The sequence below is a fragment of the Rhodococcus sp. KB6 genome (assembly GCF_001445685.1).
GTDB classification, from domain to species: domain Bacteria; phylum Actinomycetota; class Actinomycetes; order Mycobacteriales; family Mycobacteriaceae; genus Rhodococcus_F; species Rhodococcus_F qingshengii.
In genome coordinates this window covers 155,803-167,460 of the sequence record NZ_LNAK01000120.1, presented here as the reverse complement: position 1 = coordinate 167,460, position 11,658 = coordinate 155,803, and the positions used below count along the sequence as shown (strand labels likewise).

Annotated in this window: 14 protein-coding genes; 7 read left to right on the top strand and 7 right to left on the bottom strand. The window is 61.6% G+C overall.

Annotation, left to right across the window (positions count from 1 at the left end):
• Positions 1–25: 25 nt before the first annotated feature.
• Both ASU23_RS17210 and ASU23_RS17205 read right to left on the bottom strand, forming a co-directional pair.
• Complete coding sequence (locus ASU23_RS17210) at positions 26–1,402, bottom strand: MFS transporter (protein WP_003942962.1); 1,377 nt, start codon at positions 1,400–1,402, stop codon at positions 26–28.
• Positions 1,403–1,454: 52 nt separating this feature from the next.
• Positions 1,455–2,330 carry an SGNH/GDSL hydrolase family protein gene (locus ASU23_RS17205; protein WP_058038332.1) on the bottom strand — a complete coding sequence of 292 codons (876 nt, stop codon included), beginning with the start codon at positions 2,328–2,330 and terminating at the stop codon, positions 1,455–1,457.
• Positions 2,331–2,466: 136 nt separating this feature from the next.
• Between ASU23_RS17205 and ASU23_RS17200 the strand changes: the two genes are divergently transcribed.
• The 4 genes from ASU23_RS17200 to ASU23_RS17190 are packed head-to-tail and all read left to right on the top strand — an operon-like array spanning position 2,467 to position 5,121.
• The gene (locus tag ASU23_RS17200) at positions 2,467–3,750 is read left to right on the top strand and encodes a CdaR family transcriptional regulator (RefSeq protein ID WP_058038471.1); all 1,284 of its coding nucleotides are present in this window, start codon (positions 2,467–2,469) and stop codon (positions 3,748–3,750) included.
• 60 nt (positions 3,751–3,810) lie between these two features.
• Complete coding sequence (locus tag ASU23_RS35105) at positions 3,811–3,933, top strand: hypothetical protein (protein WP_256520072.1); 123 nt, start codon at positions 3,811–3,813, stop codon at positions 3,931–3,933.
• Positions 3,930–4,337, top strand: a complete 408-nt coding sequence (locus tag ASU23_RS17195) for a hypothetical protein (RefSeq protein WP_156423168.1) — start codon at positions 3,930–3,932, stop codon at positions 4,335–4,337. Before ASU23_RS35105 ends, ASU23_RS17195 begins: the two co-directional genes overlap by 4 nt.
• Before the next feature lie 55 nt (positions 4,338–4,392).
• On the top strand, positions 4,393–5,121 hold the full coding sequence (locus tag ASU23_RS17190) for a YdcF family protein (RefSeq protein ID WP_054781017.1): 729 nt from the start codon (positions 4,393–4,395) through the stop codon (positions 5,119–5,121).
• Positions 5,122–5,123: 2 nt separating this feature from the next.
• On the opposite strand, the gene ASU23_RS17185 is transcribed toward ASU23_RS17190, so the two are convergent.
• Positions 5,124–5,927, bottom strand: a complete 804-nt coding sequence (locus tag ASU23_RS17185; protein WP_253741395.1) for an AraC family transcriptional regulator — start codon at positions 5,925–5,927, stop codon at positions 5,124–5,126.
• Here ASU23_RS17185 and ASU23_RS34920 point away from each other — a divergent pair.
• Both ASU23_RS34920 and ASU23_RS17180 read left to right on the top strand, forming a co-directional pair.
• The gene (locus ASU23_RS34920; protein WP_225320434.1) at positions 5,850–6,017 is read left to right on the top strand and encodes a hypothetical protein; all 168 of its coding nucleotides are present in this window, start codon (positions 5,850–5,852) and stop codon (positions 6,015–6,017) included. The genes ASU23_RS17185 and ASU23_RS34920 overlap by 78 nt on opposite strands.
• A gap of 190 nt (positions 6,018–6,207) precedes the next feature.
• Entirely contained in the window at positions 6,208–6,900 is a 693-nt protein-coding gene (locus ASU23_RS17180) for an alpha/beta hydrolase (protein ID WP_047269408.1), read from the top strand.
• Positions 6,901–6,954: 54 nt separating this feature from the next.
• Here the strand turns inward: ASU23_RS17180 and ASU23_RS17175 are convergent, their stop codons facing one another.
• The gene (locus ASU23_RS17175; RefSeq protein WP_003942924.1) at positions 6,955–7,386 is read right to left on the bottom strand and encodes a MarR family winged helix-turn-helix transcriptional regulator; all 432 of its coding nucleotides are present in this window, start codon (positions 7,384–7,386) and stop codon (positions 6,955–6,957) included.
• 147 nt (positions 7,387–7,533) lie between these two features.
• The gene (locus ASU23_RS17170; RefSeq protein ID WP_007730785.1) at positions 7,534–8,202 is read right to left on the bottom strand and encodes a DsbA family protein; all 669 of its coding nucleotides are present in this window, start codon (positions 8,200–8,202) and stop codon (positions 7,534–7,536) included.
• Between the two features lie 140 nt (positions 8,203–8,342).
• Here ASU23_RS17170 and ASU23_RS17165 point away from each other — a divergent pair, with 140 nt between their 5' ends.
• The gene (locus ASU23_RS17165) at positions 8,343–9,170 is read left to right on the top strand and encodes an AraC family transcriptional regulator (RefSeq protein WP_030536057.1); all 828 of its coding nucleotides are present in this window, start codon (positions 8,343–8,345) and stop codon (positions 9,168–9,170) included.
• Here ASU23_RS17165 and ASU23_RS17160 read toward each other — a convergent pair.
• Both ASU23_RS17160 and ASU23_RS17155 read right to left on the bottom strand, forming a co-directional pair.
• Positions 9,157–10,152 (bottom strand): ABC transporter substrate-binding protein, encoded by a 996-nt coding sequence (locus tag ASU23_RS17160; protein ID WP_042446360.1) that lies wholly within the window; start codon positions 10,150–10,152, stop codon positions 9,157–9,159. The two genes, ASU23_RS17165 and ASU23_RS17160, sit on opposite strands and share 14 nt — an antisense overlap.
• Before the next feature lie 6 nt (positions 10,153–10,158).
• Positions 10,159–11,553 (bottom strand): MFS transporter, encoded by a 1,395-nt coding sequence (locus ASU23_RS17155; protein ID WP_003942889.1) that lies wholly within the window; start codon positions 11,551–11,553, stop codon positions 10,159–10,161.
• Positions 11,554–11,658 lie beyond the last annotated feature (105 nt).

Below are 11,658 nucleotides of genomic sequence, written 5' to 3'. Positions count from 1 at the left end.
CCGCCACCGCCCGTGAACTTGTCGGTCAGGCCTGGCTCAGCTCCGCTTGCATGCGCGCGGAGTCCTTGCCTACAGTGCGGGTAGCCAGGTAGATGAATACCGCGGTGAGTGCCAACATGATCGGCACGAGATACATGGCCGAGTTCAACCCGTCGCCGGCGTACTGAGCCAACTTCCCGGTACCGGCATCTGCAAGCGCACGCTTGGCGAACCAGTCCGAGATCGCTCCAACGGCAACCGGTCCGGAGAATCCGCCGAGAAGGTACATGGCAGCGAAGAACAGCGCCGTCGCAGTGCCGCGGAGCCTGGGAACCACGACGTCGTGAATGGCAGGGTAGACGCTGATGTAGAAGCCGTAGGCCAGAAGCCACCCGGCCGAGAACAAGAGCGTGAACATCACGACGTTTCCGCCGTGTTGCAACAGTGCCAGCGCCGTCAAAGGTGCCGCCAATGCCGAGGTTCCGACACCGATCATCAACCGTGCGCGCGGTGAGCGTGCGCTGGCCTTGTCCGCGTAGCGAGCGCCGAGAAGCAATCCGATCAGGCCCGTGATTCCGACGATGATGCCCGTGACCGATGCCGCCGCAGTCAGCTTCAGGTGGTACTGGCGCATGAGCAGTGGGACGACAAACGAATTCACTGCGTAGGCGGCGAAGTTGAACGTCAGCCCGGCAAGGATGAGCCAACGAAGCGTGGGAATTGCGAGCAGGCGACGGATCGGGCGGGTGATCGGTGCCTGTGAAACAGCGGCTGCGCGGGCCTCCGGACTTTCGGAACCACCACGAACCGGATCTGCCATGCGGTAGAGCACGACTGCAAGCAGGACACCGGGAATCGCCGCGAGGAAGAACGGTGCACGCCAGCTGTCGAATGCCTCGGCGATCTTGCCGACGGTGAAGTAGGCGAGCATGAGGCCAATCGGCAAACCGAGCATGAAGACACCAAGTGCGCGTGAGCGTCGTTCCGCCGGGTAGATATCGCCGATCATCGAGTTTGCTGCGGGTGTGAAGGTCGCTTCGCCCACACCGACGCCGAGACGCGCGAGAATGAACAGCACGTAGCTGCCGGCGGCACCGGTTGCTGCCGTCAGTCCGCTCCACACCAGGAGTCCGATCCCGATGATCTTGGGACGGTTCTTCGTGTCGGCCAACCGGCCCAGAGGCAGTCCTGCGACTGCGTAGACGAGGGTGAATGCAGAGGTGATCAATCCCAATTGCAAGTCACTGAGCGAAAACTCGTTCTTGATCGGCTCGGCAACGACCGAGGGGATCGCCCGGTCGAAGAAGTTGAGCATGTTTGCGAGAAACAGTGCGACGAGTGTGCCGCCGAGAAGTTTGTCGCGTGTTCCGACAGGGGCGCCGTCGACGGACGGCAGCGGCGGAGCGTCTCGTTGAATTGACATGATTGTTCCACCCTTTTCGCGAGTGCTGAATGAATTGTGCTGGGGGAGAAGCTCAGGACAGAGCGTCGGCGACCGTTTTCCCGATCGCCTGCATCCCGGCCGCAGTGGGATGCAGTGGAACCGCCGGCTGGGTAGGGACGATTCCCGTGTAGTAAGCAGTGGCAGGGTCCGTGCAGATGTCATGCCCGGCAGTGGTTTCGGTGATGTCGATGTACTCGACGCCGTGACGGGCCGCAGTTGCTGCCATGACCGTGTTGCCGTAGTCGATCACACTCTGGAGATAGTCGGCGTCGCGCGGCCAGAACGGCTGAGTGTCGGGGCAGCCGCCACCACGGATGTATGTGCCGTATCCGACCACGACGATGCGCGCCGACCGTGCTCGATCCTGCGCGACTTCGATCATGGAACTCCAACCTGTGGACGCATTTTCGATCATCTGTCGCTGTTGATCGACGCCACCGGAGGTGAACTTGTCACGGCAGGACGTTCCGGCGGGTTCGGGGAGTGGATTGACGCAGCTCAGAACTGTCGGGAACAACGAGATGTCGTTGGCACCGATGGTGATGGTGACGAGGTCGGTATCAGGCCCCAATGCTGTTGCCTGCGGTGATACTTGACCGGAGAACGTCGATTGTGCGGTGTCCGTGACGTTGGCGGATCGCGCCGACGAGCAGGTCATATCCGTGAGTTCAGCGCCGAGTTCTCGCGCCACCACGGACGGGTAGTTGTCGAGTGATCGTAGACAGCCCGGTGACGACGAGTCCTGCGCGGTGACCAGTGGGCCGGCCGCCGCGGAATCGCCGAGTGCGACGTACTGGATAGTGCTGACCGGTGTCTCGGCACTCGACACACCGGTCCCGAGAGCCGCGATCGAACCGGCAGCCACGACGCCTGCCAGAATGGCTGCGCTGCGCGTTTTCCACGTCACTCGAGGCTCCTCTTGGTCGAAGGTGGGACTTCCAGTTACGCCGCTGATTGTGAATTCGTGAGTGGCGTGGGTTACATAGTGATAGGAAAAAGGCAGGTCGGCCTTGTGGTGGCAATTCAATTCTGTGGAGGGTTTTGTGTCAGGAAACAAAGATCTGCCGTTCGAGCCGATCCTGGTTGGTGGCAGATCTCTGGCCGACCGACTGGCGCAACGCACCCATCCACTGGTCATTGAGACAGTCGATCTGGTCCACCGCGACGTCACCTTCTACCGGTTGCTCCCTGACGAGGCATTACGTAACGACGTCACCACCATCGTGAGGCGCAATCTGGAACTGTTCATTTCGATGCTGCGGACCGGCGCCGATCTGGCGCCCGAGTTGCTCGCCGACATCAGCGAATCGGCTCGCCAACGGGCTCAGGAATTGGTTCCGCTCGGTGAGGTGCTGCGGGCATATCACCTGGCTGCCGGGCTGTGGTGGGAGACCATCAGCGAATGGGCGGTCCCGGAAGACGGTGTCGCACTTGCCCGCACCGGACGACTCTTGAATGCATACACCGCGGCCTCCGCGTCGGCGGTTCTTGCCGGCTACGGTTCCGACCACGCCACCCAGACGGACGAGGATTCTGCGCGAAGGTCATTGTTCGTAGCACTTTCGACGGGTGTCGATGTTGATCGGGTCTCCGACGATGTGGGCATCCGGTTGGCGCGCCTGTACTGGGTGGTGGCGCTGCACGTCGAACGGAATGACGACGAGTCCTCGACCGAGGTGGACACTGCCGTCGCCGAGCGGAGAAAGGTGCGCCACCTGCAACGAGAGCTCGATCAGGTGGGGCGTGACAAAGCGCTCGGGGTGCTCGGGAGCAGTGGCGGAGCCGTACTGATTCCTATTGTGGAATCGGAACCCGCTGAGGGGAACTGGGCGTCGAGTCCGCAGTATCTTTCATTGTGTCGACGATTGGGTGATCTCGAGAAGGTCATCGGTGCATCGACGGTTGCCGCCGTACATGTCGCGGCACCGCCGGCAATTCCGGCAGCGGTGTCGCAGGCGCGCGAGGTGCTGAACGTTGCCCGAAAGTACGGCCGTACAAGTGGGGTCGTGCGTCTCGAGGATCTTGCAGTCGAGTATCAACTGACCCGCCCGAGCGCTGCGCTGCCGATCCTCGCAGATGTGTTGTCGCCGTTGGAGTCCGATCCTGCCGTGCTCGAGACGCTCGAATCTTTCATCGACTCCGGATTCGATCGAGCTACCACCGCTCGGCAGTTGCACGTACACCCGAACACGGTCGTGTACCGCCTGCGTAAAGCGAGTTCCCTGACGGGACTTGACCTGTCGTCACCGAAAGACCTTGTACAGGTCACCATGGCGCTGGGAGCGCGTCGCGCAATCGGCATGGAGGCGGACTCTTCCCAAACGTGATGCGTCTGTGGTTCTCTGTGAAGGTGTCTGATTCTCGGATTGGCAATGCGGCCGGGAGACATGGCCAGACTGGGTCAGCTGATGGTGCAACGAGGCGCGTGGCGTGATCAGACGTTGATCGACTCCGCCTACCTCGACGAGTTGTCCGCGCCCTCTCCGTCCAATGGGGGTACGGCTTCTTGACCTGGGTGAACGCGGGCGAGGACTTCTACTCCGTGAATGCGCCGGTGAGCAAGTATGTTTCGCATCCGGTGTGGCAGAACGCGCCTCGGGATCTCTATCTCCAGGAGTTCTTGCGGCTTGTCGTCGCTTCGATCGTGGACGTTTCACCGCCGCCGTACGTCGGGCCTCCCGTGCATGGGTCGGGTGGTCCGCTCATCGACGATCCGTCACAGCTCGTCGGCTTCGCGAACCCCGAATTGATCTTCGACACGATGGTCGGGACGGGGCGAGCAGGAACACCCGGATGCAACATCGTGATCTGCAACAACGAATTGTTGCCGTTCAGTGTCGCCGACCTGCTCGGGGATGCTGCAGCTCAGATCGGTAACGCGGCAGGCGCGTCGATTCGAGATGATGGTAGATGACGGTTTCGAACCCGAATTGTTGCCCAATATTTATGTTTAATCTGTGTGACGGTCAGTGAACAGTAAATTTGAGTCAAATGATGCAATCGCGACGAAATGTTCGTTACCGTGGGCTGGACAATCGACAATCTGGGGGTTCGGCTACATGGCAAATGTTCGTAGGTCTCTGACGAAGGGATTGATTGCTGCTTCGGTAATCGCCGCAGCCGGAGTGGGATTGACGCCGGCGACAGCGAGTGCCGACATCACTCCGACGACGGTCGTCAACGGCATCCTGTCGACGGTGGGCGGCTGCCAAACACCGGTGCGGTCTCTCATTCTCGCGTGCACGAGTGCTGAGACGCTGACACGCCAGTCGCCCGTGCTGCTCGACCTCAACCCCGTGGGCACGAACATCGTCGTCTTGGGTGCCGGCCTCTTCGACGACGGCACGATGCGTCCGATGTTGGTCGACCGGCTTCAGGCGGCGCTCCAGCTGGCCCGTCAGTACCCGCAGTCTCCGATCATCACAAGCGGTGGGGCTCCGAAGGCCGGAGTAACGGAAGCCAGGGCGATGCGCGAATGGCTCGTTGCCAACGGCGTCAACCCGGGCCGGATCACCGAAGAGGGAACTTCGTGGTCGACGGTCGAGAATGCGATCAACTCTGCGCGGATTCTCGCCGATCGAGGCGCGACCGGCGTGGTTGTGGTCTCGAGCGCCAATCACGTGGAGCGCGCGATGGTGGACTTCCGCGTTGCAGTTCTCGGCCGGATCCCGGTCGCAGGCGTAATCGCTGCGACCTGACGTCAGTGATTGTGGGAGTTGGACTTTCGCCAGTTCAACGGCGAGGCGTCGAATCGTCGACGGAAGGCGCGGCTGAACGCGGCATCGGATTCGTAGCCGACAGTTATCGCAATGGTTCCGACCGGCTCGGTGGTTTGCACGAGTAGTTCGGCGGCACGGTCGAGTCGGCGCTCGGTGATGTAAGCGCCGGGCGTCTGGCCGACCAGTCGCGAGAAGCGCTCCGCAAAAGACGATCTCGACAGGGTGGACAGCGTCGCCAGTTCGTCGATGGTCCAGTTGCGTGACGGGTCGTTGTGGACGGCCTCGAGGGCCTGCCCGATTCGTGGATCCATTGCTGCGGTCAACCATCCGCCGTTCGATCCGTCCGCTCGAGCCCACGCTCTGAGGATCTGGACGAAGAGAAGGTCGAGAATCCGGGAAACCATCACGGAGGAACCAGGTTTCGGATCGTCCACCTCGGCGCCCAACAGTCGGCTGCTCACCTCGAGCCACTCGACCGGGGTCCCTTGTGTCGCGCGCAGTTCGACGAAGTCCGGCAGAACGGACAGCAGTCGCTGCGCTGCGACGTCGTCGAGTGTGAAAGTACCGAAAAGCCAACATGTTTCGTTTTTCGGGGGCATCGGTATCGCATTCTCGATCGTATGAGCATGCCCATGGGGTAACAGTACGAGTTCCCCGGGGCCGAGTTCGATCGGGGCTTTGCCCTGCGTTCTGATCACGATGTCACCGTGCTCGGCAATGTGAAGTGCTCGCACCCCAGTGGGTACCTCCACGGTGAAGTTCTCGCCGTGGACGCAGCGATGAATCTGATCACCGCGAAGGTGGACGACTTCGAGAACGTGCGAGAGGGTGTCCCGGGTTCGAGTCTCGTCGGTGGTGGGTACGTACCGCTGTGATGATGTTGTCCTCATGGATCGATCACTCCGATGGTCTCGAGCATTCGGCGTTTCTGCACAAAAACTTGGCAATCTGGTCATGGTTATTGATCCAGGATCCCCTTAACGTGGGTAACAGGCAAGGTCTGGGTTTCGAAGGCTTGCCGATCGTCGGAGTATTCGTCGCACTGCGTATCTGGAGGAGTTGGTCATGGCAGAGAAGGTAAACATCGTTCTGGTGCATGGAGCCTGGGGAGACGGTTCTCATTGGCGTCACGTCATACCCACCCTGCACAACGCCGGGCATCGAGTGGTTGCGGTCCAGAATCCACTTACTTCGCTCGCCGACGACGTGGACCGGACCAGGAAGTTGGCCGAATCGATGGACGGCCCGACCCTGCTGGTCGGACACTCGTACGGCGGCGCGGTGATCACAGGCGCGGGTCATGCGGAAAACGTTGTGGGACTGGTATATATCGCTGCCTTTGCGCCGGACGAGGGTGACAGCCTGGGAAGTATCTTCGCCCGCACGGATCAGCCGGCGGGCGCGGCGAACATCGCGCCGGACGCCGAGGGCTTCTTGTGGATCGCCCCGGACAAGTTTCAGGAGAGTTTCAGTCAGGATCTCGACGACACCGAAGCATTGGTCATGGCGCTGACGCAGAAACCCATTGCGGGTCAGTGCTTCTCGGACCCGTCAGGGCCGCCGGCATGGCGTGGGAAGCCCAGTTGGTATCAGGTTTCAGGGCAGGACCGAATGATTCCGCCGGAAACCGAGCGATGGATGGCAGAGCGTATCGGTGCCCGCGAGATCGAGGAACTCGACGCAGGCCATGCATCCTTGGCGTCCCACCCGCACGAGGTCACCCAGTTGATCCTGCGTGCTGCTGCAGAATTGTCGTGACGGCGTAAATCGTCCGGCTGTTCGAGTGGGCTGCCCATCACGACTAATTTGTCGTCAGTCCTCGGAACTGCCCAGTCGGTGAAGCAGCGCTGTCAGCGTGGTGATGTCGTCCGTATCCCATTTCGCGAGTCGAGCGCGCCAGCGATCTATCTGGTGATTGCGGATGGTCGTGAGCTTCGTTCGCGCCTCAGGGGTCAGAGCTACCAACTTGGCGCGAGCGTCGTCGGGATCGGGGATTCGTTCCACCAGGCCGAGTCGAGCTGCGGCGTCGATTTGCCTGGTCAAGGTGGACTTCTCGATATCGAGGGTGCAGATCAGGTCGGACATCCGCACCGCATCCGAACGGTTCAGGATGACCAGAACCGGGTAGAGCGCCGGATCGAGTTTGGGATGAATTGCGCGCGCATAGGTGCGCGCCTGGGCGCGTCCTCGTTGCCACATGTCGGCAAGTTCCATCTCCAGGCCCGTGATCGGATCTGAAACCACTGTCGTTTCCCCTTTGGTGCGATTCGTTCGGTGTTCATCAAACCAGAAGGGGGGCCGAAGTGATTTGGGTGAAGTCACGCTGAGCGAAAGGTACGTTCGGCGTACTGAAGGCGCCGGGCGTACCTTTCGCTCGCAAAAGTGCGTGGGTCAAGCCACCGCATACGCCCGCACGCACGTGTTCAGGTCGCGGGTGAGATCGGCCGCGGTACTGGTCGGAGAACCGAATTTCACGACGGACCCGTCGCTCCCGTGGAACAACAGCGTCGGAAACGAAGTGGCGCCGAGCCTGCGTGCTCGGACGAAATCAGCGCGGGCGGCATCCTTCGAGGCGGCGGTGAACAGGGAAGACACCGCGGCAGATGGGTCGAGTTGGAGGGATTCCGCGATGGATCGGTACGTCTCGGGATCGGAAAGGCTGCGACCGTCTCGGTAGAACGCGATCTGCATGGCCTCCGCGATGTCGAGGGCGCGTGTCGGATCTTGCGCGCGCAGTGCGGCGAGTCCGATCGCTGCATCCGTCGAATCCATGACGAACCGCCCATCAGTCACCAGTTGTGAATATCCGTCACCGAAGACAGCGCCGGTCTGGGCGGCGATGGTGGCGTTGGCTGATTTCAGGTACGGAGCCGAAGACATGGGCGCGACGCGCTCACCGGTGAACAGTCCGCCGCTGACCACGGACAAGTCGATGGAATCGGCATTTTGACGGACGAACTCCGTCAACGCAGGGCCGAAGCCGAAACACCACCCGCAATAGGCGTCGAAGACGTAGGTGAGTTGCGTCTTGCCTGCTGTTTCCGAGCGTGATGTCTGCACTGGAAGATTCCTATCCGAGCGTGAACTGATTGATACCCTGACGGTATGTCGCATTCGGGTATTCGGTCACGGTGAAGATGAGTCCCGAACTAGTGAAAAACAGACAAGTACCCGTCCGGGACGTCGGGTACGCATCGTCGGTGGCTGACGCGACCGAGATCGAAGTACTCAGCCTGGACACCATTCGCATCAACGGGGGAAGCGCAGAGTTCGTCGGCCCCCAACGTCCGCAATTTCACTTGCTCGCGCTGGTGACCGAGGGCTCGGCGCTACACACCATCGACTTCGTGAACTACGCGGTGAGCCCGGGGACCGTGTTCTGGGTCAGACCGGGGCAGGTGCAACAGTGGGGGCGAATCCAGGACTTCGAGGCGACGGTTGTTCTGTTCACACCCTCGTCGCTCGATGCCGTCAGCCAGCAGTTGTTGGACGGGAACGCTCGCAGTCGGCAGGCAGCGTGGCAGTTGTCCGGCGAGAACCTCGAGACCATCAGCACGGGTATGAAACACCTGAACCTGAACTACGGCTGCCCGGATACTTCCGCGCCGGTCGTTCGCGCGGCCATTCTGCGGCACACGCTGACAGCAATTCTGTTGAAACTGACCCATCTCGGTGGACAGGAACAGAGTTCCGTGCTGGCGCACAATGACGTGTTCGAAAGGTTTCATGCCGTTGTCGAACGTGACTTCGCCACGGTCCGTTCGGTTTCGGAGTACGCCAACAAGATCGGGTACTCCGAGAAGACTGTGCTGCGGGCCACCCGAGCCGCTGCCGGGATGACGGCAAAGCAGTACATCGATCAGCGTGTGGTTCTCGAAGCGAAACGTCTGCTGTCTTTCGGCACGGACACGGTCACCCAGGTGGCGTCGAAGTTGGGGTTCGACGATTCTGCGAACTTCACGAAGTTCTTCGCCACCCGGGTGGGTGTTTCCCCGCTGACCTTCCGTCAGGACGTCAGAGCGCGCTGAATGCCGCCCATCGCGCGTCGGCGCTGTCGAGGGTTCCGATACTGTTCTGCCCCTTGCCATGTGCGATGCCGTCCAGATCCTGGATGATCCAGTAGATGGCAAAAGGATGGCTGCCGAACCAGAGATCACCGCTGACGTCCAGAGCGTGCGCCGGATCGGGTGTCAGGTTGTCGAACAGTGGAGTGTTTCGCACGATGGATGCGTCGTACTGCTGCCCGGAAAGTACGGCGACGGTCTGCGCCGCATGCTCGGGTAGGAGTTCAGGTGAGACGGGCGAAATCGTGCCGGTGTCTTGATTGTTGGTCGCGTTGATTTCCGATGCCGGCCTGGTGAATCCGGCCTCGGTGACCAGTGTGGAGATGGGAGTGGTCGGTGGCACGGTGAACAGGTTTCCGCTGTAGCCGAGAAGGATCGCAAGGCTCTGGCCGGCAGCCGCGGACTTGACGTCTTCGAGACCGGATTCCAGCTTTCCGATCATGGCGGTTGCTTCACTGCCTCGATCGAGCTGTGCCCCAGCTTGTTCGAGCACGTCACGCCACGGCGCCGAGTACGGGAGGACCAAGGTTGGCGCCACGGCGTTGATCTGAGCGAACAGGCTCGGTAATGGACCGGCATTGCTCATCAAGATTTCATCGGGTTCGACGGACGCGATCTCCTCGACGGCGGGGTTGGCGAAGAAGGTCGGCTTGTCGAGAACTTCGACGCCCTGCTCGCGCAGGATCGACTTGGCGACGTCCGATCGCAGGGTGCTGTAGACGACGGTGGGCTTCACGCCGAGTGCGAGTGCACTCAACCCCGCGTACTCGTCGAGCGCGAGAATGCGCTGCGGTGAGGCCGGAACTTCGACGGTGCCGAGTTCGTGGGTGACGGAGCGAGTTGCAGAGGCGGTGTCGGACTCGGCGGAGCTGCTGCACGCGCTTGCGCCGGCGACGGTCAGGAGAAGCGCCGAGACGATGCCGAATGCGGTTCGGGTGGTGAACATCTGAGGTCAACGATCCATTCGTGGGAAGAAGAAGGACAGGAGGGTACCGGCCAGCAGTAGGCCGGAGCAGACGAAGAGGGCTTGGGAGTATCCGGAAACCAGTGCTTCGGTCGGCGCGCTGTCCGAACGTGCCGTCGAGGAAGCGGCGACGCTCACGAGAACGGCTAGTCCGAGTGAACCGCCGATCTGACGCGATGTACTCAGTAGCCCGGATGCCATGCCGACTTCTTCGGGGGGAGCGTCGGCGGTGGCGACGTTACTGAGCGGCATGAACGACAGACCGATGCCGATGCTCGCCAGAAGCGAAGGCACCAGGATGACGGCCCAGAAGGGACTGTCGAGGTTCATGGTCGAAAACATGAAAGTTCCGATTGCGGCGACTGCTGTCCCGACTACGAGCAGCGGTCGAACTCCGTAGCGCGGAAGGAGTTTGGTGGACGCGAGGATGCCGATCACCAGGCCGAAGCAGAAGGGCAGGAAAGCCAGACCGGTGGTGGTCGGTGAATAGCCCAGCCCGCGTTGCAGGAAGAGTGAGACGAAGAAGAACGCGCTGAACTGTGCCGCGCACACCAGGCACATGATGGCGTTGGCCAGTCCGATTCGGGGTCGAAGCAGGGTGGACAGTCGTACCAGTGGTGTGGCGCAGCGGCTTTCGACCACAACGAAAGCAGTGAGCAGCGCGATCGTGAGCGCGAATCCACCCAGCACGTAACCCGAAGTCCAGGAATGTGATTCCGTGGCGATCACTGTGCCGACAAGGGCGGTGATTCCGGCCGTCGCCAAGATGGCTCCGGGGAGATCGAGGGAGCCGCCTCTGGCGGCTTGGCCGGCCGGCAGGCCACGGGCACCGGCAACTGCGGCGATCAGGGCCACTGGTGCGCCGGCGAACATCACCCATCGCCAACTGAGCCCTTCGGTCAAAATGCCGCTCAGGACGACACCGAGTGCGCCGCCCAGTGCTGACGACATTGCGCCGATGCCGAATGCCTTGGCCCTGGCGCGTCCGGTGGGAAAGGCCTGACTGAGTGCGGCGAGCCCGGCCGGCGCGATCAGTGCAGCGCCGACGCCTTGAAGTGCCCGAGCTCCGACAAGCATTTCGGCGGACACGGAGAAGGTGCCGACGATGCTGACGAGGGCGAACAGCAGAAGCCCGGAAACCAGAACTCGACGAGTGCCCATCACGTCGCACAGACGACCGCCGAGAAGCAGCAGTCCGCCGAAGGCGAGGGCGTACGCGTTGACGACCCAGGACAACCCGGCGTCGGAAAAGTTCAGCGATTCCTGGATGTCGGGCAGTGCGACGTTGATGACCGACATGTCGAAGGCCACCAGGAACTGCGCTGCCGCGGCGGCTGTGAGGACCAGAGCCGGTGCGGCTACCGCTCGAGTTGTTGTTGTCATTGCAGGTACCTAATTTGTATACGCGTTCTCATAAGTAGTTAGGTTTACCTTGCTGGCGACTGAGATGCAAGGGGTTCCCCGGGCGAGAGCGTCGTCGCAGGGGCG

Bases quoted from the DNA above. Each gene is read 5' to 3' on its own strand.
- ASU23_RS17210 (WP_003942962.1), bottom strand. From the start codon at position 1,402: ATGTCAATTCAACGAGACGCTCCGCCGCTGCCGTCCGTCGACGGCGCC.
- ASU23_RS17180 (WP_047269408.1), top strand. From the start codon at position 6,208: ATGGCAGAGAAGGTAAACATCGTTCTGGTGCATGGAGCCTGGGGAGAC.
- ASU23_RS35105 (WP_256520072.1), top strand. From the start codon at position 3,811: ATGGCCAGACTGGGTCAGCTGATGGTGCAACGAGGCGCGTGGCGTGAT.
- ASU23_RS17155 (WP_003942889.1), bottom strand. From the start codon at position 11,553: ATGACAACAACAACTCGAGCGGTAGCCGCACCGGCTCTGGTCCTCACA.
- ASU23_RS17160 (WP_042446360.1), bottom strand. From the start codon at position 10,152: ATGTTCACCACCCGAACCGCATTCGGCATCGTCTCGGCGCTTCTCCTG.